Origin of the sequence: Nostoc sp. JL34, assembly GCF_017114945.1 — a bacterium.
Taxonomy (GTDB): Bacteria; Cyanobacteriota; Cyanobacteriia; order Cyanobacteriales; family Nostocaceae; genus Nostoc.
This window is the reverse complement of record NZ_JABXKQ010000056.1, coordinates 17,552-42,180: the sequence shown is the minus strand read 5'-3', so window position 1 is coordinate 42,180 and position 24,629 is coordinate 17,552. Positions and strand designations below refer to the sequence as shown.

Genomic DNA, 24,629 nt, shown 5'->3' with positions numbered 1-24,629 from the left:
TAGCCGAGTCGGAGAGGGAGAGAATTGAGCTTTAATTTAAGGCTGCGAGAGGTTTGTCTAACTTGCGTTAAATTATCCCAAACCGAATAATTTAGAAATGGCAGGCAATAATTTATTAGTCGCTTCAACTAGAGAAGCAACAGCAGGTAAGCCTGTAAATATCCCTTTCAACATGGTGATTGCAGTTTTTGCCGTCTTTTGCTTAGTGGATTCTTGAGGATTTTTACCCGCTTCTGCCAAAGTGTTCACCTGTTCTAGCGCTTCGGCTTTGTCTTCTTCTGACAAATATGTGGATTGGACGATCGCATCTTGCAACTGCGACAATAATTCTTTAATTCCTGGTTTCTCGGCATCGGTTGCATCAGGTAACTCATTGAGGGCAATACTCACGTTACCGCTGATGGTTCCTAGATTAGCAATAGAACTATTGCCAGCGATACCGCTAACATTACTGCTACCTTCAATATTGATGCCGCTGATATCTGACATATTTGTATCTCCTTGTGTATAAAATTTCGGCTGCTTGAGAGCAGTATCTACCATATTTTCTAAACTAATAATGCGCTTATCTTTTTCTACCAGCAATAATTGCTGACTCTGCGATAAAGCTTTGAGTTGATTATAATCATCAAAATATTCTGCACTCAGTTGAGATTTATCGCTACCTGCGGCGGTTTTGGCTCTGAGCAAGATTTTATCATCGCCGCGTTTCTGCATTGCCACGATTTCTAACTCGGCTTCGGGATGGTTTTCGGCAAGGTTTTTGACAGCTATGGCAACGGCGCGGGGGTCAACGCCTTGATTGTGGTAAAGGTCGAGGGTGTCAAAAATTGGCTTGATAAAGTTGGCAAAATCACCGTCTGCAAATACCTCTTGTTTATTATCAGGTTTGCGGAGGGGGTCGGGGTCTTCTTTTGTGGGTAAGCGCATAAAGACATATTCACACCTCACCCCATGCAATTTAGTTGTATTTGTAATGCCCCAATCTTCAATGTATGCGCCTGTGAGGGTTGCACCTGTTAAATCTGTGCCGTCTAGTTGCGTTTGCTTCAGCTTTGCTCTTGACAAATCGGCATCTTGCAAGTTTGCTTCACTGAGGTCAGCGCCTATAAAGCTGGCATCTGCTAGGTTAGCTTTTTGTAAGTTCACACCTCGCAGGTTTTGACGGTGAAAGTTTTTGTTCTGTCCTTGTCCTGTAATTACTAGCTTGCGTATTTGTGGTTTTTCAAGATAAGTTGCACTAACACGAGCATGATCAAGCTTTTTAGCTTGAAACCAGCAAGCATTAGTTACATTAGCATATCCAAAATTAGTGTTTTTCAGCGTCGCCGCCGTAAAATTAGCATTTGTTAGATTAGCTTTGCCAAAACTTGTACCACCCGTGTTAGTAATAGCAGTTTTTAAACACTCGTCAGCTATTGCTATGAAAAAAGGCACAATACCTGCTTCAACGATAGCTCTAGCTGTAGATATAATTGCGCCTCTAGAGCCAACTATAGCTAAGTATATAAACCCCAAAAACGCTAAAACAACTGGCACAGCACCAGCAAAAACAACATCAAATATAGATATAGAGCCAGTTACAATTGCTGAGATAATCAAAGCTAAAACGAAAGCTATAGAACCAGTTATAGTTAAAACCAGATTAGCAGTCAGAGCAACAGCCCAGTTATATCTAGAAGCAACCATAGCTACGCTGATAACTACCAATGAAGCTATTAGTAAAGCTACAATTACAGATTTTGATAGTGCGGATAAAACTAATAAGGCTGTGACTAATACTGCACCAATTGCCCAACGTCGTTGCAATCCAGCTTTGGCATGGCTGAAGTTTGCACCTGTTAAATTAGCGTTGGTGAAGTTTGCCCCTCGGATGTCGGCATAGCTAAAGTTTGCACCCGCAAGGTCTTGTCTTCCTTTGAAGTTGCGTCCTCGGAGATTTTGACCGGAGAAGTCTAAAGCCATGTTCCACTTTAGAGAGGTGAGCAAATTTTACTACACGCTCACCCCTGTAAATTAAAGAATGGTTAGATATATTTGTTAGTTGAGGCTCAAAGGTGCAACTTTGAGCATAAAAGGTGCAACTTCGAGGCTCAGAAGGTCAACTTCGAGGATAAAAGGCGCAACTTCGAGGCTCAAAGGTGCAACTTCGAGGGTTAAAGGCGCAACTTCGAGGCTCAGAAGGTCATCATTGAGCCTCAGAAGGTCAACTTCAAGGATAAAAGGCGCAACTTCGAGCATTAAAGGCTCAACGTTGAGGTTCAAAGGGTCATTGTCGAGCTACAGCCACAGATTACCAATGTTCCACTATGAGATTATCTACATAATTAAAATGCTCATCATTTGTAGCTAATGTCCAGCCACGTTCCAGACATTGGGCTGCAATCCAAATATCATTTTCTGGGATTGGTCTACCTTTGCGCTTTAAGGTAAGGCGTGTTTGATAGCTTATCTGTTGGCTTCCATGCCCGCCCGGAAATAAATTTTCGGGCTAATAGCTTAAGTCTACTGAAGTAGACTGGAGATTTTTGGCGATATTTAGTCATCTTCAGATGACTTTAGCTATGAGACGGGAATTTCAATTCCCGGTGGACGAGCGGTTTCACGTTAACTTGACACTGATGGCAAGATGCCCATCCCACAAAACTAGCAAAATCATCCCGCAAATATGCAACGCCAAAATTAATTGCTATTCTTACAGGTGCAATTTTGGTGATTTTAGCGATCGCCAATTCTAGGGCGATATCTGACGACAAGCTGCCCTTAACATATATAAGGAGGGAGTAAATCGACGGTAAAAAACATTAGCTATAGAAATAACTATGGAATCAAAACAAGATGACATTACTATTCTTGAGGAAGTTGAGAAGCGTTTACCACGACTGTCTCCAGAAAGACTGCGGTTAGTGAGTGATTTTCTGGCCGATTTAGAAGAAAGAGAAGAAAATGAGGCGACAACGGAACTTTTGAATGTCCCTGGTTTTAAGCAAGCTTTGCGTGAAGCTATGCAGGAAGCTGACGCTGGGGAAGTGGTGCCATTTAAGAGTATTCGTCGTCTAAGTTGGCAGCTAGAGAACCGTGAGATACTGCGCCGATGAAATTTGCAAGGGGATCGCTGCTTTGGGTGTATGGGTTAGATGCAGGTGATTTTTGGGTACGTGCAAGTTGTTGAACATACTGCAACACGTCTTTTAAGTGTTGCTCTGGCAGTTGTTCAATAGCGTCAAAGATAGCTTGTTTCGTTGTCATGGCGATCGCTCAATGTCGCTTTCAGGTTGTTAATATTTTATCTGCTAAAGTGCGTTCGCTCACGCCCAGAAACAATAGCCAAGTCTATTATGTGGATATAGACACTGCATAATAATAACCTGCATTACAGGAAATACTCATGGAACGCTCGAAAATAATTGCTATTCTTACAGGCGCGATTTCGATCATTTTAGCGATCGCTTACCTCATCGTAGTCCAACTCCTAGACTACCGGGACATGAAACCCGCCCCCATCAGCCAAGTTGAATCACCACCTGCTATTACTATCTCTCGCTGGCAGGTTGACAAAATTACCCAAATATAGATTATCTTTAGTCGATTTGTAGAGACGCAATCAATCGCGTCTCTTGTCATTTATATGAATTGATAAAACTAATGATAACTATTGATTCATCCCTGATTCGATGCATAGATAAGAATAAATACCTATTATTTGTTGCTTAAATAGTTGATTATATAAGAAATAATTAGAGTTATTATCTTAAATTTATTTAATTAACTAATTCCATTTTGACAGATATAACGGTAAGCTGTTTCTAACAAAATTAAATAAACATAAATTTGTATGTTCTGCGTAGGCGTCGTCCGTCGTAGATCGTCGCTGGGTTAACAGGGATCAACGCTAGTTGACTCAAAACCCCAAATTTTTGATCCAAATTTAGAGGTAAGTTAATGGCTCAGTTTCTACTAGAGACTGTTTGGCTAGTTCCGTGCTATGCCTTAATAGGTGGCTTGTTAGCCGTGCCTTGGTCGCCAGGGATCATTCGGAAAACGGGGCCAAGACCGGCGGGTTATCTAAACTTGGTGATGACATTTTTGGCGTTTGTACATAGTGCGATCGCTTTACAAGCAACTTGGAATTATCCAGCCCAAGAAGTATTTATTCCGTGGTTATCTACGGCTGGTTTAGACTTAACCATTGCTTTGGATATATCCTCAGTCAGTGTCGGCGCTTTAGTTGTGATTACTGGCTTGAATATGCTGGCGCAGATTTATGCGATCGGCTACATGGAAATGGATTGGGGTTGGGGACGCTTCTATTCTTTATTGGGATTATTTGAAGCGGGATTATGTGCCCTTGCTTTGTGTAATAACTTGTTCTTCAGCTATGTAATTTTGGAAGTCCTGACGCTGGGAACCTATCTACTTGTCGGCTTATGGTTTAGTCAGCCGTTGGTAGTTTCAGGTGCGAGAGATGCGTTTTTAACCAAGCGAGTGGGAGACTTATTCTTGCTGATGGGCGTGTTGGCATTATGGCCTTTAGCTGGAACTTGGAATTATCCAGAATTAGCTGAATGGGCGGCTACTGCTAACGTCAACCCGACAACTATGGCATTGGTAAGTTTAGCTTTAATTGCTGGGCCAATGGGTAAATGTGCCCAATTTCCCCTGCATTTATGGCTAGATGAAGCGATGGAAGGCCCTGTTCCCAGTACGATTTTGCGGAACTCGGTAGTAGTAGCTAGTGGTGCATGGGTGCTGATTAAATTGCAACCTGTGTTAACTATCTCGCCCATAGCTTCTTCAGCGATGGTTGCAATTGGTGCGGTGACAGCCGTGGGTGCTTCTTTAATTGCGATCGCTCAAATCGATCTTAAACGCTGCCAATCCTATTCTGTCAGCGCATACATGGGTTTAGTATTCATCGCGGTGGGAGTGCAACAATACGAAGCGGCGCTATTGTTAGTACTCACTCACGCCATATCCGCAGCCCTGTTGGTGATGAGTACTGGGGGAATTATTTGGAATAGCATCACCCAAGATGTTACCCAATTAGGCGGATTGTGGACACGTCGCCCGATTTCTGCGATCGCTTTTATCGTCGGGACATTGGGATTAATTGGTTTTCCACCACTGGGTAGCTTTTGGGCGCTGGTGAAATTAACAGATGGGTTGTGGGAAACCCAACCTTGGTTAGTGGGAGTAGTTATCGCGGTAAATACTTTAACAGCCGTGAGTTTAACCAGAGAATTCGGTTTAATTTTCGGCGGTAAACCTACACAAATGAGTCAGCGATCACCTGAAGCTCACTGGCCGATGATTTTGCCAACCATGATTTTACTTGGTGTCAGTCTACATCTTCCTTTAGTGTTGCAAAGCTTATCACTTTTACCAGATTGGGTAAGCCTAAATAAAGATGTTGCACTGCTGTTAATTTGGTCAAGTATTTTCGGTTGTAGCATCACTGGCGTGATTTATTTAAGCAACATTCCTAAACCGATTCGCCTCCCTTGGCAAGGTTTGCAGGACTTGTTTGCATACGACTTTTACACCCCAAAACTCTATAAAATGACCATAATTTTTGGAGTTGCAAAAATTTCCCAACTTGCCGATATGATTGACCGCTTTGTAGTCGATGGCATCGTTAATTTTGTTGGTTTATTTTCGCTATTAGGTGGCGAAGGTCTTAAATACAGCAACTCTGGGCAAACCCAGTTTTATGCACTCACTGTTCTTTTAGGAGTGAGCTTTTTAGGAATGTGGGTAACTTGGCCATTTTGGGGAATGCAATTTTTAAATATGGTTTTTCAAATCTCGACAATTGGATAGCAGTAACTATCCTACAAAAAGTTAACAGTTTAATATTGTGAGGAGAATTTCATGAGCATACAACATCCCCAAATCAATCTTTCCAGAAGAGGTTTATTGAAGTTTGGTGCAGGTGCGATCGGTACAGGTGTATTGACAGCCGGACTTGGTTCAAACTTGCTTGCAGCCGAAAAAAAACCAGTAGAAGAAGAGATTACACCCGATAAGGCACTGCAAGAGCTATTAGATGGAAATGAAAGGTTTGCTAAAAGAAAACGTCGTAATCCTGACCAAACATATTCACGTTTAGTCGAAGTTGCTAAAGGTCAAAAACCCTTCGCTTCTATTCTCGGTTGTGCAGATTCACGAGTCCCTTCAGAGATTGTTTTTGATCAAGGACTTGGAGATTTATTTGTCTGCCGGATAGCTGGTAATATTGCCACGACACAGCAAATTGGTAGCTTAGAATTTGGGAGCTTAGTATTAGGTTCCAAAGTCATCATGGTAGTGGGGCATGAAAGATGTGGTGCGGTAGAGGCCGCGATTAAAGGTGCTGAAGTGCCAGGGCGAATTGGAAGTTTACTTGAAGCAATTAAACCAAGTGTAGAAAGCTCCAAAGCAAAATCAGGAGATAAGTTAGAAAATGCTTGTAAAGCAAATGTTTTAGCGCAAGTTGAAAAATTGAAATCATCGACAGTTTTATCTGAGTTAATCAAGGCAGAAAAACTGAAAATAGTCGGTGGTTATTACGATTTAGATACTGGAGAAATTAGTATAGTAAGTTAGATTTTTTGTCCTTTGTCATTAGTCATTGGCTAAGAGTAAGTCATACAGGACAAAAGACAAAGGACAAATGACCAAGAACAAAGGACAAAATTACCATGTTAAGTGTCTTGATTTGGCTGCCGATATTCGCTGCTCTTTTCATAGCAATATTACCTGTAAGCATACCTAAGCATCGCATTCGTTTAATAGCATTAATTTTTTCGGGAATAGTTCTCTTCTGGAACCTGTTTATCCTGTTAAAATTTGATATCAACAATCCAGGAATGCAATTTAAAGAGTATTTACCCTGGAATGAAACCCTTGGCTTGAGCTATCAAATAGGTGTTGATGGGCTTTCCATCTTGATGTTGGTGTTAAATAGTCTGCTTACCTGGATTGCTATTTACAGCAGTAGTCAAGAAACTGAACGCCCTCGGCTGTTCTACTCCATGATTTTATTAGTTAGTGGAGGAGTCGCAGGTGCTTTTCTAGCAGAGAATTTGCTGCTATTCTTCCTATTTTACGAACTAGAATTAATCCCCTTCTATTTGCTAATTTCCATTTGGGGAGGGGCAAAACGGGGTTATGCTGGGATGAAATTCCTGATTTATACTGCTGTTTCGGGAGCCTTAATTCTGGCGACATTCTTGGGTATGGTGTGGCTGAGTGGTTCTACCAATTTTGCTTTTGATGCAGTCTCTACAGAAAACCTCTCAACAACAAAGCAAATCCTTTTACTAGCAGGAATAGTATTAGGTTTTGGCATTAAAATTCCCTTAATTCCCTTCCATACTTGGCTACCCGATGCTTATGTTGAGGCTTCAGCACCAATCGCCATTCTTCTCGGTGGCGTGTTAGCAAAGCTAGGAACCTATGGATTGCTGCGATTTGGGTTGGGTATGTTTCCCCACGCTTGGAGCATTATTGCACCGACTTTAGCAATTTGGGGAGCCATCAGCGCCATCTATGGGGCAGTAGTTGCGATCGCTCAAAAAGATATCAAGCGCATGGTAGCATACAGTTCCGTCGGTCACATGGGCTATATTTTATTAGCTGGTGCTGCTAGTACTCCCTTAGCACTCGTTGGTGCAGTCGCCCAAATGTTCAGCCACGGTATCATCTTGGCGATTCTCTTCCACTTGGTGGGAGTCGTAGAAGCCAAAGTCGGTACACGCGAGTTAGATAAACTCAATGGTTTAATGAGTCCTATACGCGGTATACCCTTAATTAGCGCTTTATTAGTTTTAAGTGGAATGGCTAGCGCAGGTATTCCCGGTTTAACAGGATTTATTGCCGAATTTCTCGTCTTTCAAGGTAGTTTCTCTGCTTTTCCCATCCCGACTATTTTGTGTGTAGTCGCTAGTGGATTAACCGCAGTTTATTTTGTCATCCTCCTCAACCGCACCTGTTTTGGCAAACTCGATAACTTCGCCTACTATCCTAAAGTTCTTTGGTCTGAGAAAATCCCAGCTTTAATCTTGGCAGCTTTCATCATCTTTTTAGGAGTACAACCCACTTGGTTAGTGCGTTGGAGTGAATCCACAACTACAACAATGGTGGCTGCAATTACCCCCTTAGAAAAAACCGTAATCTCTGAAGTAGCGCTGAAATAGAAAATACATCAAAACACTTGTAGAGACGGCGATTTATCGCGTCTCAAAATCTATCCCCCTACACGCGAGAAATTGCGTCTCAAAACCTATCCCCCAGACGCGATAAATCGCGTCTCTACCAATTTACGATTACCATGACAGCAATTAAAACAGCAATTAAATTACCTCCTTCCAAACACGAATTTGCCGAAGTAATCCACCGCTTAGAAGCAGGCGGTGCAATGTTACCCGATACTCCAGAAAATTTGATGCAAATCATCGGTTTATACAAAGCTTATGCTGTACCGATGGATTTCTACTGGCGTGACTTACTTTATATTGCCGAACGCGAATTTTTAAACCCGTTACCCTTCTTTAAATACTTCTTGCCCAAAGAGTATTTAGAACTGCATAATCATTACGCTGGTGATGATGCCGATTTACGAATTTGGCGCGGCGAAGCTACTGCACATCCAGAACTTTTGGCATTTATCGAGAAAGGTGAAACTTTCAAAATGCCAAAGTTACTGCATCACTTGTTCCACGATCGCATTAACATGGAATTTGCGGAAGCTTGTATGCGGGCGATGTTATGGCACAGGGGCATGGGTGGACAATTTGATCCTTACCTAGATTCTGAAGAATACAAAGCCAACGCCGACCGAGCAATTAAAGCTTACTTCCAAGGAAACCCAGTCATGCTGGGACTTTACAACCTGTTCCCCGATATGTTTTTGGAACAGTGCCGCCAGATGTCATACTACGCTAACCTGGGCTTATTCTGGGAAATCATGGCCCCAGTATTCTTTGAAATGTCAGACCGCTATGACGAAGGTACTATTACCAGCGTCCCAGAGGCGATGAGCTTCATAGTTAATGGTATATTTGCGATCGCAGGTCGTCCTATTTACCATCACGTTTATATTCGTGGTGAATGCTACGAAATTGTCCCCAAATCCAAGGGTTTCATGTGGCTATACGAAGCTGCATTACCTTATGTAGAAGCTGTTTTCTACCGCACTGCACCCTTCCGAGGAACAAAATCTTATAATGCTCAAGCGCGTCAAGTGCCAGAAGACCAGAAAGACTTTCACTATGGCATTCTTTACGCTGATGTATTTCCAGTGGGTACTGCTGGCATTCCCCCCACATTATTAATGCAAGATATGCTGCATTTTTTACCACCATATCTTGTTAATTATTACAGCCAACATTGCCGGGGTGAAGAAGATATGTTGATTCAGTTGGGAGTGAGTTTTCAACGGTCAATGTACTGTGTCACTTCTGCGGTAATTCAAGCTTTGCGAACTGCACTTTTATATCCATTAGATGACCAAAATCCCAAGCATTTACAAGCTAATCGAGATTTTTTTGAAATGCAGCTAAATCGCTTTACTCGATCCGAATATAATATTCGGGATGCTGCACGTTTGGGAAGTATTCAAAAGCAAGATTATAGATAAGATATCTCCCCACTTTCCCCCTTTTTTTAAGGGGGCTGATTTTTTTGAAAATACTTGCTCTAATTCCCTATTTTTTTGAGGATTAAGCCTTATTCAAACCCAATCTACAATTATGACTAACTGAATAATCCTCCAGCAATACTCGTCAACTCCATAATTTTCTCAAACTGAAAATTATGAGCTAAATTCTGAATAAAATTTTGCAGTACCGCCTTTTCTGAAGGGATTTGCTCAATCAATTCTAAAATCAGGTCATCACTGCATTGGGCTGCGGCAGTGTAGACCTGTTTCACCCATTCCGGCGACATTTTAGATAATAGAGTCGCTAAATCCGTAAGCGTCAACACTGATTCTATTTCCTGTTGCCTTACATTTGCGACCTGATAACTTTCTTCTTGATAAATATATTGAACTCCTAAATATTCGCTCAATTTCTCTAGTAATTGTTCCTCACGGAAGGGCTTGTTAATATAATCATCACAACCTGCTTTGATCATTGCCTCTCGTTGTTCCTCAAAGGCATTAGCAGTTAAGGCGATAATAATGGTTTTGTAATTTTGAATTGAGGTTTCTTCTCTAGCTTTAATAATTTTTGTGGCTTCATAGCCGTCCATAATTGGCATCCGCATATCCATTAAGATTAGGTGTGGTTGCCATGTCTGCCAAAGTGCGATCGCTTCAGTACCATTTGCAGCTTCCTGGACTACAAAACCGATGGATGTCAGAATTTTCATTAGCACTAAACGGCTGTCTGTAGAGTCATCAACCACCAAGATGCGGTATTCACTTTGAGCGGACGCTAAACTAATAACTTCGCGTCTAGTTTTTTTGATCTGGATTTCGCTGGCTGTGGCTAGACCAATTTGAATATCAAAAGCAAATTTACTTCCCTCACCAATGGTGCTGGTGACGCTAATATCTCCCCCCATTAATTGCACATATTTGCGGCTAATTGCTAAACCTAGTCCTGTTCCCTGTTGCGATTTCCTTCCGGTTTCAGTTTGCCCAAAAGCTTCAAACAGCAAGTTAATTTCTTGTGGGGCAATACCGCAACCAGTGTCTTGTACCTCGAAGATTAGGCATTGAGTATTGGGCATTGGGCATTGGGAAGGCAGTGCGGTCTTCTCCCAAGGGGAGACGCTAAAAGCGATGGGGTCTCCCCAAGTGGAGCAACTGCCGTCATTGGGCATTGAGAATTGAAGATTAATTATTCTCCTCTGCTCCCCTGCTCCCCCTGCTCCCCAGTCCCCAGTCCCCAATCCCCAGTCCCCAGTCCCCATCCCCACCCGCAATGTCACCCTCCCAGTATCGGTAAATTTGATTGCATTTCCCAGGAGGTTAAGCAAGACTTGACGCAGTTTACTTTCGTCAACTTGGATGTACTGGGGGAGGTGAGATGTATATTCAAAGACTAATTCTAATCCTTTAGAGGTGGCGCGAAAGCGCAACATCTCTTCGAGGTTTTCCAAGAGGCGAATTAAATCAAAACTGTTGAGATTTAATGTGATTCTGCCGGCTTCAATTTTAGACATTTCCAAAATGTCGTTGATTAAGTTGAGGAGATGTTCGCCAGCCCGATTGATGATTGCTAGATTTTGCTGATGTTCACTGGATAAATCACGATCGTGGCTCATGACTTGGGTAAAACCGAGGATGGCGTTAAGTGGGGTACGCAGCTCGTGGCTCATGTTGGCAAGGAATTCGCTTTTGGCGCGATTGGCAGCATCAGCAACGATCACAGCTTCTTGCAATGCTTGTGACTGCCTTTGAGTTTGCGCCAGCAATTGTGCCTGCTGTAAAGCAACACCCAACTGATTGCCAATTTGAACTACGATGTTGATTTCTTCTGGTTTCCATTGGCGGGGATCGGAATTTTGATAACTCGCTAGTAATCCCCAAAGCTGACTACCATATAAAATGGGGACAATAATGTAGGCTTTAGCCTGAAAGCGCTCTAAGAGGTTGATATAAGCAGGATGAAACTCAGCGTTGTAAATGTCTGGGACACAGCGGAAACTTGTACCTTGGATTACTTGCAGTTGAGGATCTTCTACCTGATTATCCGTGCTATCCAAAATTTTCGCTAGGCAACGTTCATCTTGAAAGACATCTTCTGTGAGATGAGGATCATTATTGTGTTCTTCTATTAGAGAAACCCAACCGTTACCCACCGACTCGGAGACAAATTCCCCATTCCAGTGGGGATTGAAACGATAAACAACAACCCGATCGCAGTTGAGTACTTGCCGTAATTCTTCGGTCGTAGCCGCAAATATCGTTTCTAAATCGAGTGTTTGGCGCATCCTTTGAATTACTTGGGCGATCGCTCTTTCGCGTTCTGCACTCTCACGCAAGGCTTCTTCTGCCAATTTTCTCTCGGTAATATCTGTAATTGTACCGATATAACCTTTAATTTCTCCATCATCTCCAAATTCTGGCAAAGCCTGACAAATTACCCAGACGACTGTACTATCATCACGCAAAAAGCGATGTTCATACTTATACGTTGACTTAGCAGATGTTGCTTGATTCCATACCAACAATAGCTGCTCGCGGTCGTCTGGATGTACGGCATTTGCCCAACCTGTTCCCAGAGACTCTTCTAAACTGCATCCAGTAATCTCACTCCAGCGTTGATTAAAATATAAGACATTGCCATTCACATCAGTGTGAAATATACAAGCTGGTGAGGCTTCGGCTAGAAGTTGATATCGCTGTTGACCTTTATGCAAAGCCAGTTCTGCTAACTTGCGATCGTTAATGTCTGCCCAATAACCAACCCATTCTATGGGGTAGTCAACTTCGTCACGAATTAATCTCATCTTTTCGTAGAACCAGTGATAAGTTCCATCAGCATGTAACCAGCGGTATTCGTAGGAAATGTACTCCTGCTCAACAAGGTGGAAAAATTTTTTCGAGATCAGTTCAATATCTTGTGGGTGGACGTGATGGAGCCAGAAATTGGAATTATCAATAAATTCCCGCGCTTCGTAGCCCACCATTTCTTTAACGTTCTCACTGATAAAGGTCGTGCTAAAATCCTCTGATGTTTTGCTGCTATAAATCACTACAGGGCTAGAGGTGAGCAGATATTTTAGGCGTTCGTTGGCTAAACGCAGTTCTTGTTCGACCTGTTTGCGATAGCTAATTTCTACTAAAACTGTGCCGACACCAGAGGGGCGATCGTCCTCACCAGGAATCGGAAAATAAGAAGCTAAGAAGTGGCGGATAATATCTGGTTGTTTAATTGATGCGCTGCTTAATTCTTGATTGAGAATGGGTTGACCAGTCAACAGCACTTGTTGATAAATTGGTTCCACTAGGGGAACGCTGTGGGGTAAGACTTGATGGATGGTCTGGCCAATATGATCTTGCTGGGGTAGTCCATTAATCTCCGCCAGCAGTTGGTTGATTTGCACAAACCGCAGCTGGTTATCTACAATATTCATGCCGACGGGAGCACTGCTAAAAAAGGCATTGAGGCGAGCTTCTCTGAGTGCTAATTCTTGTTCTAGGGTTTTGCGTTCAATCAACCCACCCAACTGAGCAGCCACAGCACTGACGAGCAAGAGCAAACGTCTATCTACCAAGACTGAGCTACGTTTAAAAAACACTAAAACGGCTAATACTTGGTTCCCAGCCAGTATGGGAACACCAAAACCAGCTTTTAATCCCACCTTTGCTGCTTGTCGCGATCGCAGAAAAATTTGTTGTGTAACTTTAGAAACATCTTCTATCCATTCTGGCTTCTGGCTTTGCCAAACTCTTCCTGGTAATCCCACTCCCTGAGGGAATTTCACGGTTTGGCTTTGGCGAGAGAATTCTGCTAAACTACTCTCCTCACCGTACCAGCCTAGACTATGTTCTAAAACAGTCCCATCTTCATTAGGTATCCATGCTTCACCAAAATCCCAGTTAATGGTGTGACAAATTAAGCGCAAGACTACTGCTAAGGCGCTGTTGACATTACTAGCGCGAGTGATGGCTTGGGTTGTCAACAGTAATAAACGGCTTTCATTTTCTGCCTGCTTGCGTTCAGTAATATCTTTGGCAGTACCCAGTACGTACCATTGCCCATTAATCTTGATCATTTCTGCACTCAACAGGGTTGTCCTGATTTCTCCTGTTGCTGTGCAGACATCAATCTCATAGTTGCGGATAGCTTTTGTTTGTTGCAGGATGTGGGTAAGAAAATTATATTCTTCTGGATTCACCCAAATATTCAATTCTTCATCGGTGCGATCAATCACCTGAGACCGAGAATAACCAAAAAACCGACAAAAGCTGTCGTTAACTTCGACATAGTGTTTGTTGGGAACCGTAATTAAGGCAATTGGGTCGGGAGATGACCGAAAAGCCGATGCTAACTTTTCTTCAGAAGCCCGTCGCGCTGCTTCTGCGCGTTGGCGTTCTATTGCCTCCAACACCAAGGATGTTAAATTGCCCAGAGAACGAGCGAAATTTTGATCTTCCAGCGTCCAATGATGAGCAACCCCCACTGCCTCCATACATAAAACTCCTACGGTCTTGCCCTCCAGCCTTATGGGTGTATCGAGTACAGAGGTAACGTTTAATTTTGAGTAACATGCAAAAAATTCTCTAGTTCTGGGATCGTTATAGGCATCATCTGTGGCGATTGGTTGGTCTTGTTGCAAAGCTGCAAAATAAGCTGGATAGTCTGCTGCTGATAAGGAAAGTCCTTCGCTATGTTGATTGCGACTGCCCTCATATAAATCAAAACACTGGATTTTCGTGCCTGTTTCGTCATACAACCAAACACTGGCTCGTTCCATTCCAATATTTTTGACAGCTGTTTCTGTAATTTTACTCAAAGCTGCTTTCAAGTCACCCTGATAAAGGGTCTGATTTTGTGCCAGTTGGGTTAGCACTAGGTTATGATTGCGGAGCTTAATCGCGCTTTCTTGGAGTAGTTTTTCTATACCTCGGCGCTGTGTAATATTACTAGCAGTGCCTGTCATCCCTATAACTAAACCCTCTTCATTGCGTAATGCGATCGCATTAAACATTAGATAAAGTAAGGTACCATCTTTAGCTACACAGCTAGTTTCATGTTGGAAAATAGGCTTTTCCTGAAGAACACGCTCAAAGGCTACTTTATCTTGAGCAACTTGTGTAGGCGAGATGAAATCAGTCAAGGCACGCCCGATCATTTCCTGCGGTTCGTAGCCATAAATCTGTTTGACTGCCGGGTTGACAAAGGTAATTAGTCCATCAATGTTCACCGACCAGATCATATCCTGGGATGTCTCCACTAGGTGGCGATACTGACTTTCACTCTTCTCCAGGGCGGCTTCGACTAACAGACGTTCACTTTGGTAAACTTCTCTACAAAAGGTTTTGCTAATGCTAAAGGGAATTTGTTTTAAAATATCTTCTATTTGTCTGTTGCGAATATTTAACTCTCCTGCAACCCGTTGCCGCTCTTTTCTCTCCCGTTGCAGTTGAGCCTTTTGTTCTTTTAACTGTTTTTTCAGCCTTTGGATAGTGAGTTGATTTTGTACGCGCAATAATACTTCTTTAGTTTGGAATGGTTGAGTAATATAGTCAATATTGCCTAAATCTAATCCGTTTACTTCTTCAGATAATTCATCTAAAGCACCGAAAACAATTATCGGCATCTCTTGAGTTTTATAGTTAGCTTTCAACTGTTGACAAACTTCATAAATATCCATCTCTAACATGCAAACATTTAGCAAGAGCAAATCAGGGGGAGAAGCAAGCACCGTATTGATTGCCAATTGTCCAGAAATCACACTTTGCACTTGATAACCTTTATTTTTAAGGATGTCTGATAAAAAATGTAAATTCTCTAAGTTGTCATCAACTAATAAAATTTTTATTTTTTTAGCATCCATATCAGTTACTAAGTTAATTTCTATCAAGAGTAATTTGTTAAATCAAACAGAACATGAAATCAGAAAGCAAAACTCTGTTACCAGATTGTAAATAAAATCATCGTCGCTTACCACCATACTTCACGTCAAGAGAAGAATCAGCGACCCTAGTCCTTAGAATGGGCTGGAGCCTTTGACTACAAGCGAATTTAGTTAAATTTACATTATGTAATATAGTTTAATTTCTTATTGCCTACTTACTTTGACATCAACGATTCTCAAGCTTTTCACCCTTTTTTTGTTTGATACGGTAAATTCGACCTGTGTCTGTACGGTTTACCCAACTATTTTGAGATTTTTATTTTATTAAATTACTTACTAGAGAGAAGAAATAAAGCAAATAAAGCTCCTCTCTAAAAAACTAGAGGTTCGGTAATTGCTTAAATATCTGCAACCTCTAAATACCTCTAAAACTTAGTTTGATTACCCAAAATTGAATTGGAAAGTTAAGGAGATATTGAGATATGGCACTGATTCGTTGGGAACCATTCCGTGAAATGGAGATTCTGCGTCGTCAAATGGATCAACTCTTCTCTGAGCTTACAGTAGCCGAGCGCGGCAACTCCGAGATTTCTCCATCACCAAGAACAGCGTGGGTTCCTGCTGTGGAATTATCTGACAATGGTTCCGAATTGCTATTAAGAGTTGAGATTCCAGGCGTGGAACGTCAAGACATGGATGTTCAAGTTACTCAAGATGCAGTTTCGATTGCTGGTGAGCATCGTTACAAAAAACATTCCGAATCTAACGCTAAAGTTCATTCGGAATTCCGGTATGGCAAGTTCACTAGAATAATTCCTCTGCCAACCAAAGTTCAGAATCAACAAGTTAAGGCAGACCTAAAAGATGGGATTTTAATCTTGACTTTACCCAAACTGGAGCAAGAGCAGACCAAGGTATTCAAAGTGAATTTAGGCCAATCTGAAAGTTCTACAACAGCTTCTATAGAAGCTGGCAATGGGAACACACAACCCAACATTAGATCGCAAGAAAGCGTTCAAACTGCTTGAGAAGATGTTCTATTCTCTCATTCAAAAGTTCCTATATCTCTGAAGTAGGTAAATTTTGATAAAAACCCCAGCTAAACTCATTGGCTGGGGTTTTTATTGCTTTTTTTATTCAGTACTGTTTTGGTAAATTCAGAAAGAGGTGTTATTCCTCTTGCACATCAACCCAGATACTGCCTTCTTCCACACGAACCGGAAACACTGGTAGTGTCTTTGGTTGTGAAACTAACGAGAGTACCTTACCTACCCCAGGTGGCCAGGAACACCAATCTTTTACCTCACCAGTCCGCAGGTCAAAAGCACTGTGATGGAAGGAACAAACAATTGCCCCACTTTCAGTTATTTTCCCACTTTTCAGCGGTAATTTTAAGTGGGGACAGGTGTTATCTACAGCATAAAGCTGATTTTCGTGATTCAAAACCAGAATTTTCCGGTTGCCAACTTTCACCACTTGTCGCGTACCAGGGGAAAGTGCTTCAACTGCAAGAACTTTAGTCCAGCTCATTAGGTTCTCCTCTCCTAATATATCTGCTTTCAGTTTCCCGCAATAGTGACCAGTGCGATCGCCTTTCAGTACTGGAGAGTCGGGAAGGATAAAGTCAGCAGCTAGCAAACTTTTCCCGAAAGAGCGATCGCTAGTGAGATACCAAAACTATAAAATCTTACATTAAATCCAACTTCTACACTGAATAAAAATATTTTTGGGTAAACTAAATAAAGCCCTGACTGTCCCTGCATGATAGGGATTGTAGCTGATAACAGACAATTTTGAGGGATATAAAAAATGATTAAGACAAGTTACGAATTTGACCAGTCTATCCTCCCCGCAGGATCTTCATTAAAGACTAATATTCTGCTACGTTTTCGTGCTGACATAGCTGAATCTCCCCGACGTAACCTTAACCTTTCTCTTGTAATTGACCGTTCTGGCTCTATGGCAGGCGCTCCCTTGCATCACGCACTCAAAGCCGCTGAGTCTGTAGTAGATCAGCTTGAGCCAGATGACATTCTTTCAGTAGTTGTTTACGACGATGAAGTGGACAGCGTTGTGCCACCCCAAGCTGTGACTAACAAGAGCGCACTGAAAAATTATATCCGCAAGGTGAGAGCAGGCGGTATTACCAACTTATCGGGGGGATGGCTCAAAGGCTGTGAACACGTGAAGACGCGACTTGATCCGCAAAAAATCAACCGTGTTCTCCTGCTTACCGATGGTCACGCTAATATGGGTATTCAAGACCCCAAAGTACTGACAGCGACATCGGGGCAAAAAGCTGAGGAAGGCATTACCACAACTACGTTAGGTTTTGCTCAGGGTTTCAATGAAGACCTGCTAATTGGTATGGCAAGGGCCGCCACGGGCAACTTCTACTTCATTCAGAGCATTGATGAAGCAACTGAAGTGTTTAGTATTGAGTTAGACAGTCTCAGAGCAGTAGTGGGACAGAATCTCAAGGTGACACTGGAGTTGGCTGATGGTGTCAGCCTTGTTGATACCTTAAGTCTTGCTAAAGTTAGCCAGAATGACGCTGGTCAAGCTGTCCTCACCTTGGGAGAGCTTTACGAGGGCGAAGACAAACTTCTCGGTTTGAGTTTGCTAATCTCAAGCGCTCAAGTTGGTGATTTACCTGTGATGAAGTTGCATTACAGCGCTGATGTTGTACAAAATGACCTGATTCAAAGTGTCTCAGGCATAGTAGATGTTGTCGCTAAAGTTGGCACTGTCGAAGAAGCAGCTTTTGCCTCTACGAGCCATATCATCCTGGAACTGAGTCGCCTCACCATCGCTAAAGCCAAAGAGACTGGCCTCAATCTAGCTGAACATGGCAAGCATCAGGAAGCGGAACAAATCCTCCGGGCGCTTGTGAAAGATTTGCGAGATAAAGGGTTGAACGAAAATTTTGAAATTGCTGAAGAGATCGATCAACTTGAGTATTTCGCAGGTCGGATCGCCCAAAAAGCTCTAGGCAATGCTGGACGGAAAGAGATGCGCGATCAAACTTACCAGACGATGACGCGCAATCGCAGCGATCTGGTGGGTCGAGGTGTCACTACTGGCGATGAAGTGTACGCGATGCCGATTGTGAATCAAGTCGGTTCAGGTGTTGAATTGTACTGCGTTCGTGAAGGGGGTAAACTGCGGGTCAAAGTCGTGTCCGAAAGTTACGATTCAACCAAGAACGTCCAGTTTCCCCGGGCCATTCGTGCCGAGGGGGCACGCTATGTTGTTGAAGGACTGGAACTCTCAAGTGATGCCACTTTCTACCGTGTCCGTGGTAATATCACCCGTTTTGCTCAACCCGGTGAAGCAGATATTTTCGTTGCCCCTAAACAATCGAATTTCACTAACACAGGTAAAGCTTCCAAAGGCCCCGCCAGTGCTGCTGATCTTCCCACAGCTGACAGTGTAGGGGACAGCATTTTAGTTCAGTGTGTCAAAGATGGCAGCAAACTCCGTGCTAGAGTAGTTTCCGACGGATATGAACCGGATTGGAACATGCGTTTTCCGCGATCGGTTCGGGAAGAAGGAATGCTTTACGTCGTTGATGAAGTCAAAACCGCACCTGATGGCAAATCTTATATTGCCTGTGGTGAAATTAAGCGATTTGTCCAACCTACTACTAATTGAGTTGAATTGGGGACTGGCGAAGAAGCAAGGGAGCAGAGGAGAAGTTGCAGTAAGTTTATTCCCCTCTGCCCCTCCGCACCTCTGCCCCTCTGCCTCTTGTCCCCAATCCTTAAAAGATGCCAAGTAAATATGCCTTAGCCGACTGAGACTGTCAGGATCAAAGAGTAAAGAGTAAAAGGCAATCTATTTTGACTTTTAACTTTCTCCTTTTGTTCAACTTCCACAACGGGAGGTTTAATCTTGACTAAATTGAAAGTCGGTATCAATGGCTTCGGTCGAATCGGACGACTTGTGCTTCGCGCTGGCATCGATAATCCCAACATTGAGTTTGTGGGCATTAACGACTTAGTACCACCAGATAACCTTGCTTATTTATTAAAGTACGACTCAACCCACGGCCAATTAAAGCAAAAGGTTGAAGCCAAGGAAGACGGCATCCTGATTGACGGACATTTCATTCCTTGTGTGTCAGTTAGGAATCCAGCAGAGTTACCTTGGGGAAAATTAGGTGCAGATTATGTCGTGGAAGCGACCGGACTCTTCACTGACTACGAAGGAGCTGCAAACCACCTGAAGGCAGGTGCAAAGCGAGTGGTAATTTCCGCTCCCACCAAAGATCCAGATAGAGTTACTACCCTGTTAATCGGTGTCAATCATCACCTATTTGATCCTAGCAAGGATATCATTGTTTCCAATGCTAGCTGCACTACAAATTGTCTAGCTCCCATAGCTAAGGTGATTAATGACAACTTTGGGTTGACTGAAGGGTTGATGACTACAGTCCATGCCATGACTGCCACTCAGCCAACTGTAGACGGCCCCAGCAAGAAAGACTGGCGGGGTGGTCGAGGTGCATCCCAAAATATTATTCCCTCTTCCACAGGCGCAGCGAAAGCCGTAGCACTGGTTTTACCAGAATTGAAGGGCAGGTTAACTGGGATGGCATTACGAGTTCCGACTCCCGATGTCTCTGTAGTTGATTTAACTTTCAAAACAGCCAAAGCCACTAGTTATAAGGAAATCTGTGCTGCCATGAAGGAAGCTGCCGCAGGTTCACTAAAGGGTATTTTGGGTTACACAGACGAAGAAGTAGTTTCCACAGATTTTCAAGGCGATACCCATTCCAGCATCTTCGACGCAGGTGCTGGGATTGAGTTGAATTCCAACTTCTTCAAGGTAATTGCCTGGTATGACAACGAGTGGGGCTACTCAAATCGCGTGATTGACCTGATGTTGTCTATGTCACAGAAGGAAAAACTCGCCACGACAGCGGCTATGGTTTGATTAGGAATTGGGAATTGGGCATGGGGCATGGGGCATGGGGCATTAGTAATTAAGTTTCTTCCCCAATCCCTAATCCCCAGTACCCAGTACCCAATTTGGGATTTGGGTGAAATGGTAAATACTCCGAAAATAAAACGCAATCTAGTATTTTTATTTAGCAAACCAGTGATATGAAGCACCTGTAAATTTGGATGTTTTGTGCGATGTCTACGACAGGCTACGCCTACGCTCAAAGCATCCAAATTTGCAGGTTACTCCTCAACCCCCAATCCCTATGCGTCGAACCAAAATCATTTGTACTGTTGGCCCGGCTACATCTGCACTTGAAAAGCTGCAAGCCTTAGTAGAAGCTGGAATGAATGTAGCACGGCTGAATTTTTCCCACGGGGCTTATGAATTCCACGCCCAAACGGCTCAGTATCTTAGACAGATTAGTACTGAGCAACAAAAGCCGATCGCAATTATGCAAGACCTGTGTGGCCCCAAAATTCGTTTGGGAACTTTACCACCGGAAGGGTTAAATCTGGAAGCTGGTAGTGAAGTCACCTTTGTTTTGCAAGAAAAAGGTGACAGTATCGACGAACTACCCCTACCATTGCCGACTTTATTCGCAATGGTGCGACCAGGCGAACCGATTTTGATTAATGATGGTCGCGTCAAGTTGATAGTCACTGATCGCGATGCCGATCGCATTCGGGCCCAAGTAAAAATTGGCGGGTTAATTTCTACGCACAAGGGAGTGAACCTGCCCCAAACTCCTTTACCTGTTAGTTCGATCACCGAAAAAGACTTGCTGGATCTGCGCTTTGGGATTCAGTTGGGTGTAGACTGGGTAGCGGTGTCCTTCGTGCGATCGCCACAAGACTTAGAACCTGCCAGACGAATGATTGAAGCAGCTGGTGCTTCCATCCGCTTAATTGCCAAAATCGAAAGAGCAGAAGCAGTAGAGAATTTTGATTCCATTCTGAAGGTTGCCGATGCGATTATGATTGCCCGTGGCGATTTAGGGGTGGAAGTGCCAATTCATGAAGTACCCCTAATTCAAAAAGATATTATTCGTCGTTGCAATCGGGCTGGCAAGCCGGTGATTACAGCCACCCAAATGCTAGAGTCGATGATTAGCGCTCCTGATCCCACCCGCGCTGAAGCAACCGATGTTGCCAACTCCATCTTAGATGGTACGGATGCAGTAATGCTTTCTGGTGAAACCGCTGTCGGACAATATCCCATCGCCGCCGTCCAGATGATGCACAACATCGCCGTGCGGACAGAACAGGCTCTAGATGAGGGTAGCAAACATGCTTGGTGTCATGAAGCAGGCAGTCTCAGCGTTACTGAATCTGTGGCAGAATCTGTGTGTCGCATCGCTTATGAAACAGGCTCACGGGCAATTCTCTGTAACACTTCATCAGGAAGTACGGCGAGAATGGTATCTAAATACCGCCCTACTTCTCCCATTATTGCCCTCACTTCTGACATCACCGCTTATCGCCAACTAGCACTTTCTTGGGGTGTGGAAGCTTTGCTGATCCCACCAGTCCACAATGCCGAAGAGATGTTTACCAATGTGGTGAACACAGTTGTAGACATGGGTCTAGCGAATAAGGGCGATAAGGTAGTAATTACCTCTGGTGTTCCAATTGGTAAATCGGGCACAACTAGTTTAATCAAAGTGCATTCCATTGGACAGCCAATTTCGGCATAAGGCACTTAGAATAGGGCTGTGGCTATGAATAGTAAGCAAACTTAGGCAATGATTCTGAAAAATTGCCAGAATCAAAATTGAAGGAACTAAGGACTGGGGACTGGTGATTGGGGACTAAGGACTGGGGAGACAAGGAGGAGAATAATAACTCTTGTACAGATGCGATTAATCGTGTCTCTACTCCTAACTCAGCACTCAGCACTCAGCACTCAGCACTCGCTAGTAAATCCTAAACAAACATCACGGAGTATTTTATGTCTAAGAATTTACTGGAACAATTGCGAGAAGTGACTGTTGTGGTCTCAGATACAGGGGATATTCAGGCAATTGAAAAGTTCAAACCCCAAGACGCCACCACCAATCCTTCTCTGATTACTGCTGCGGCGCAGATGCCGGAATATCAGGGAATTGTCGATCAAACTTTACTTCAGGCAAAGAAAGATGCCGGAGCCGGAGCTACCCAAGCACAGATCGTTTCTCTTGCTTTTGACCGTTTGGCAGTTGCTTTTGGATTAAAGATTTTACAAATCATTCCCGGCCGCGTGTCTACAGAAGTAGATGCTCGCTTGTCCTACGATACTGAAGCTACCCTGACTAAGGCACGAGAATTAATTGCTCAGTATAAAGCCGCCGGGATTGGCCGCGATCGCGTTTTAATTAAAATTGCCACCACCTGGGAAGGCATTCGCGCTGCGGAAATTCTCGAAAAAGAAGGTATTCACTGTAACCTTACCTTGTTGTTTGGTCTTCACCAAGCGATCGCCTGTGCAGAAGCTGGTGTCACCTTAATTTCTCCCTTTGTTGGCCGGATTCTCGACTGGTACAAAAAAGATACTGGACGGGACAGCTACCCAGCAGCCGAAGATCCAGGAGTTTTGTCTGTTACCAAAATCTACAACTACTACAAGAAATTCGGCTATAAAACCGAAGTTATGGGAGCTAGCTTCCGTAACATTGGTGAAATTACTGAACTTGCAGGTAGTGATTTGCTGACCATTTCGCCCTCACTTTTGGCTGAATTACAAACAACCATTGGAGAACTGCCACGCAAACTTGACCCTGCCAAGGTAGCAAATTTAGAAATTGAAAAGATATCTATTGACAAAGCTACCTATGACAAGATGCACGCAGCTGACCAGATGGCTACTGACAAACTAGACGAGGGCATCAAAGGTTTCACCAAGGCACTAGAAGACCTGGAAAAACTTTTGGCAGACCGACTAGTTCGCCTTGAAGGAGAAGTAGTAGCAAGTCATTAGAAGATCACAATAATTAGTGGTTGGTGGTTAACTACTAACCACTAACCATTCGTTAGCTGTATCAGCCGTCATCAATAACGACCTCGGATATATTGGTTTCGCCCGTAGGGCTGCTGGCGGCGAATAAACTGCCGTTCTCTGATCTGCTGCCGTCGGCGAATAACCCGCCGTTCTCGGATATTTTGGTATCGTTCGGGCTGCCGTCGGCGAAGAAACTGCCGTTCTCTGAACTGCTGCCGTCGGCGAATAATTTGGTATCGTCCTGGCCGCCGTTGAGCAATTAAAAGCTCTCCGGTTTTATCTCCAATTAGATTAGCCTCTGGCGCTGCGCTCTGTTCATTGCGAACATTACTTAGAGAAATATCCTTCGCTTCAGCTAATGAGGGCGGATACACAAAAGCACATAGCAACATTGCTATTGAGGATAACTTCCTGAAACCTTTCATGTTTTTGCTTCTCTAAACTTTAGGTAATAATTTTATTAAAACACTTTAAAGTCCGCGAATTATCGCTTGCACACTTTTTTTTAAACTTAATTTGGTATGAAATTATGTATTGCAATTTCACCCTTATGGATAATTGCAATTTTTTTTAAATTGTGTATTTAAATAGTCAGCATATAGCAAAATGTAATTTTTTCCACATCGACAAAATATAGCGGTTATTAATTGAATACGCTAGATTTTCTTCTTGTGGAATGGACTGAAAAGCCTTACCTAATATAGGCAAGATGCACCCATATTTTGATTTAAGGAGGGAGCATCTCAATGAGTGTAAAAATACCCCTAGCCCTGGCGAATGGAATTCGCGGCTATACAGACAAAACCCACCTTCGTGGGTTTAAAATTCCTTGAGTCCGCCTACGCAGACTTCTCTGCGAGACGCACTTGCGTTCGTTTGTGTAGCCGCGATTTTTAATCGCCAGGTATATTTGCAAAGGTGAGATGCTCCCATTTAAGGAAGCCTGAAATCAGATTTCTGTCCATCTCAGAAGATGTATCGAAACTGTATTGAATGTAAAAGATAACTGCTAAATATTCTTCGAGTTAACTGTAAATAATAAGCTGTTACCAAATTTCTCTCTCCAGCCAAACTGACTCAAATAAACCCTAAATATTTCGAGATGCGATATCCGAGCCAAATACCCACAAGACCTCCGATAACACTCCATAGAATCGAGGTAATCGAGAACAAACTTCCACCCCATAATA

At 43.1% G+C, this 24,629-nt stretch carries 19 protein-coding genes; 11 read left to right on the top strand and 8 right to left on the bottom strand.

Annotated features, from left to right (window positions below):
• Nucleotides 1-72: 72 nt before the first annotated feature.
• The 4 genes from HWQ44_RS11390 to HWQ44_RS11380 all read right to left on the bottom strand — a co-directional run bounded on the left by HWQ44_RS11390 (nucleotide 73) and on the right by HWQ44_RS11380 (nucleotide 2,756).
• On the bottom strand, nucleotides 73-1,965 hold the full coding sequence (locus HWQ44_RS11390) for a pentapeptide repeat-containing protein (protein ID WP_292718506.1): 1,893 nt from the start codon (nucleotides 1,963-1,965) through the stop codon (nucleotides 73-75).
• 75 nt (nucleotides 1,966-2,040) lie between these two features.
• Nucleotides 2,041-2,265, bottom strand: a complete 225-nt coding sequence (locus HWQ44_RS11385) for a hypothetical protein (RefSeq protein WP_292718504.1) — start codon at nucleotides 2,263-2,265, stop codon at nucleotides 2,041-2,043.
• A gap of 28 nt (nucleotides 2,266-2,293) precedes the next feature.
• A complete protein-coding gene (locus HWQ44_RS33540) occupies nucleotides 2,294-2,452 on the bottom strand; it encodes a PIN domain-containing protein (RefSeq protein ID WP_334846406.1) in 159 nt (52 codons plus the stop codon).
• A gap of 106 nt (nucleotides 2,453-2,558) precedes the next feature.
• A complete protein-coding gene (locus HWQ44_RS11380; RefSeq protein WP_292718502.1) occupies nucleotides 2,559-2,756 on the bottom strand; it encodes a hypothetical protein in 198 nt (65 codons plus the stop codon).
• A 66-nt stretch (nucleotides 2,757-2,822) separates the two neighbouring features.
• Here HWQ44_RS11380 and HWQ44_RS11375 point away from each other — a divergent pair, with 66 nt between their 5' ends.
• On the top strand, nucleotides 2,823-3,098 hold the full coding sequence (locus HWQ44_RS11375; protein WP_292718500.1) for a hypothetical protein: 276 nt from the start codon (nucleotides 2,823-2,825) through the stop codon (nucleotides 3,096-3,098).
• Here HWQ44_RS11375 and HWQ44_RS11370 read toward each other — a convergent pair.
• Nucleotides 3,040-3,249 carry a hypothetical protein gene (locus HWQ44_RS11370; RefSeq protein ID WP_292718498.1) on the bottom strand — a complete coding sequence of 70 codons (210 nt, stop codon included), beginning with the start codon at nucleotides 3,247-3,249 and terminating at the stop codon, nucleotides 3,040-3,042. The two genes, HWQ44_RS11375 and HWQ44_RS11370, sit on opposite strands and share 59 nt — an antisense overlap.
• Before the next feature lie 139 nt (nucleotides 3,250-3,388).
• On the opposite strand from HWQ44_RS11370, the gene HWQ44_RS11365 reads away from it, so the two are divergent.
• The 5 genes from HWQ44_RS11365 (at nucleotide 3,389) to HWQ44_RS11345 (ending at nucleotide 9,619) form a co-directional block, all read left to right on the top strand.
• Nucleotides 3,389-3,574: a hypothetical protein gene (locus HWQ44_RS11365; protein WP_292718496.1), complete on the top strand. Its 186-nt coding sequence runs from the start codon at nucleotides 3,389-3,391 to the stop codon at nucleotides 3,572-3,574.
• A gap of 368 nt (nucleotides 3,575-3,942) precedes the next feature.
• On the top strand, nucleotides 3,943-5,820 hold the full coding sequence (locus HWQ44_RS11360) for an NAD(P)H-quinone oxidoreductase subunit F (RefSeq protein ID WP_292718494.1): 1,878 nt from the start codon (nucleotides 3,943-3,945) through the stop codon (nucleotides 5,818-5,820).
• Nucleotides 5,821-5,871: 51 nt separating this feature from the next.
• Entirely contained in the window at nucleotides 5,872-6,585 is a 714-nt protein-coding gene (locus HWQ44_RS11355; protein ID WP_292718492.1) for a carbonic anhydrase, read from the top strand.
• A gap of 95 nt (nucleotides 6,586-6,680) precedes the next feature.
• Entirely contained in the window at nucleotides 6,681-8,177 is a 1,497-nt protein-coding gene (locus tag HWQ44_RS11350; protein WP_292718490.1) for an NADH-quinone oxidoreductase subunit M, read from the top strand.
• A gap of 134 nt (nucleotides 8,178-8,311) precedes the next feature.
• The gene (locus tag HWQ44_RS11345; RefSeq protein ID WP_292718488.1) at nucleotides 8,312-9,619 is read left to right on the top strand and encodes a CO2 hydration protein; all 1,308 of its coding nucleotides are present in this window, start codon (nucleotides 8,312-8,314) and stop codon (nucleotides 9,617-9,619) included.
• Nucleotides 9,620-9,735: 116 nt separating this feature from the next.
• Here the strand turns inward: HWQ44_RS11345 and HWQ44_RS11340 are convergent, their stop codons facing one another.
• Nucleotides 9,736-15,495, bottom strand: coding sequence for a PAS domain S-box protein (locus HWQ44_RS11340; protein ID WP_292718736.1), 5,760 nt, complete (start codon nucleotides 15,493-15,495; stop codon nucleotides 9,736-9,738).
• Between the two features lie 503 nt (nucleotides 15,496-15,998).
• Here HWQ44_RS11340 and HWQ44_RS11335 point away from each other — a divergent pair.
• Entirely contained in the window at nucleotides 15,999-16,544 is a 546-nt protein-coding gene (locus HWQ44_RS11335; protein ID WP_292718487.1) for an Hsp20/alpha crystallin family protein, read from the top strand.
• 142 nt (nucleotides 16,545-16,686) lie between these two features.
• Here HWQ44_RS11335 and HWQ44_RS11330 read toward each other — a convergent pair whose 3' ends face one another.
• Nucleotides 16,687-17,046, bottom strand: a complete 360-nt coding sequence (locus tag HWQ44_RS11330; protein ID WP_292718485.1) for a Rieske (2Fe-2S) protein — start codon at nucleotides 17,044-17,046, stop codon at nucleotides 16,687-16,689.
• 279 nt (nucleotides 17,047-17,325) lie between these two features.
• Here HWQ44_RS11330 and HWQ44_RS11325 point away from each other — a divergent pair, with 279 nt between their 5' ends.
• The 4 genes from HWQ44_RS11325 (at nucleotide 17,326) to HWQ44_RS11310 (ending at nucleotide 23,418) form a co-directional block, all read left to right on the top strand.
• Complete coding sequence (locus HWQ44_RS11325; RefSeq protein WP_292718483.1) at nucleotides 17,326-19,170, top strand: VWA domain-containing protein; 1,845 nt, start codon at nucleotides 17,326-17,328, stop codon at nucleotides 19,168-19,170.
• 240 nt (nucleotides 19,171-19,410) lie between these two features.
• Nucleotides 19,411-20,454, top strand: coding sequence for a type I glyceraldehyde-3-phosphate dehydrogenase (gene gap, locus HWQ44_RS11320; protein WP_292718481.1), 1,044 nt, complete (start codon nucleotides 19,411-19,413; stop codon nucleotides 20,452-20,454).
• A 274-nt stretch (nucleotides 20,455-20,728) separates the two neighbouring features.
• Nucleotides 20,729-22,159, top strand: a complete 1,431-nt coding sequence (gene pyk, locus HWQ44_RS11315; RefSeq protein ID WP_292718479.1) for a pyruvate kinase — start codon at nucleotides 20,729-20,731, stop codon at nucleotides 22,157-22,159.
• 254 nt (nucleotides 22,160-22,413) lie between these two features.
• Complete coding sequence (locus HWQ44_RS11310) at nucleotides 22,414-23,418, top strand: transaldolase (protein WP_292718477.1); 1,005 nt, start codon at nucleotides 22,414-22,416, stop codon at nucleotides 23,416-23,418.
• Between the two features lie 71 nt (nucleotides 23,419-23,489).
• Here HWQ44_RS11310 and HWQ44_RS11305 read toward each other — a convergent pair whose 3' ends face one another.
• A complete protein-coding gene (locus HWQ44_RS11305; RefSeq protein ID WP_292718475.1) occupies nucleotides 23,490-23,864 on the bottom strand; it encodes a hypothetical protein in 375 nt (124 codons plus the stop codon).
• Nucleotides 23,865-24,629: the final 765 nt, after the last annotated feature.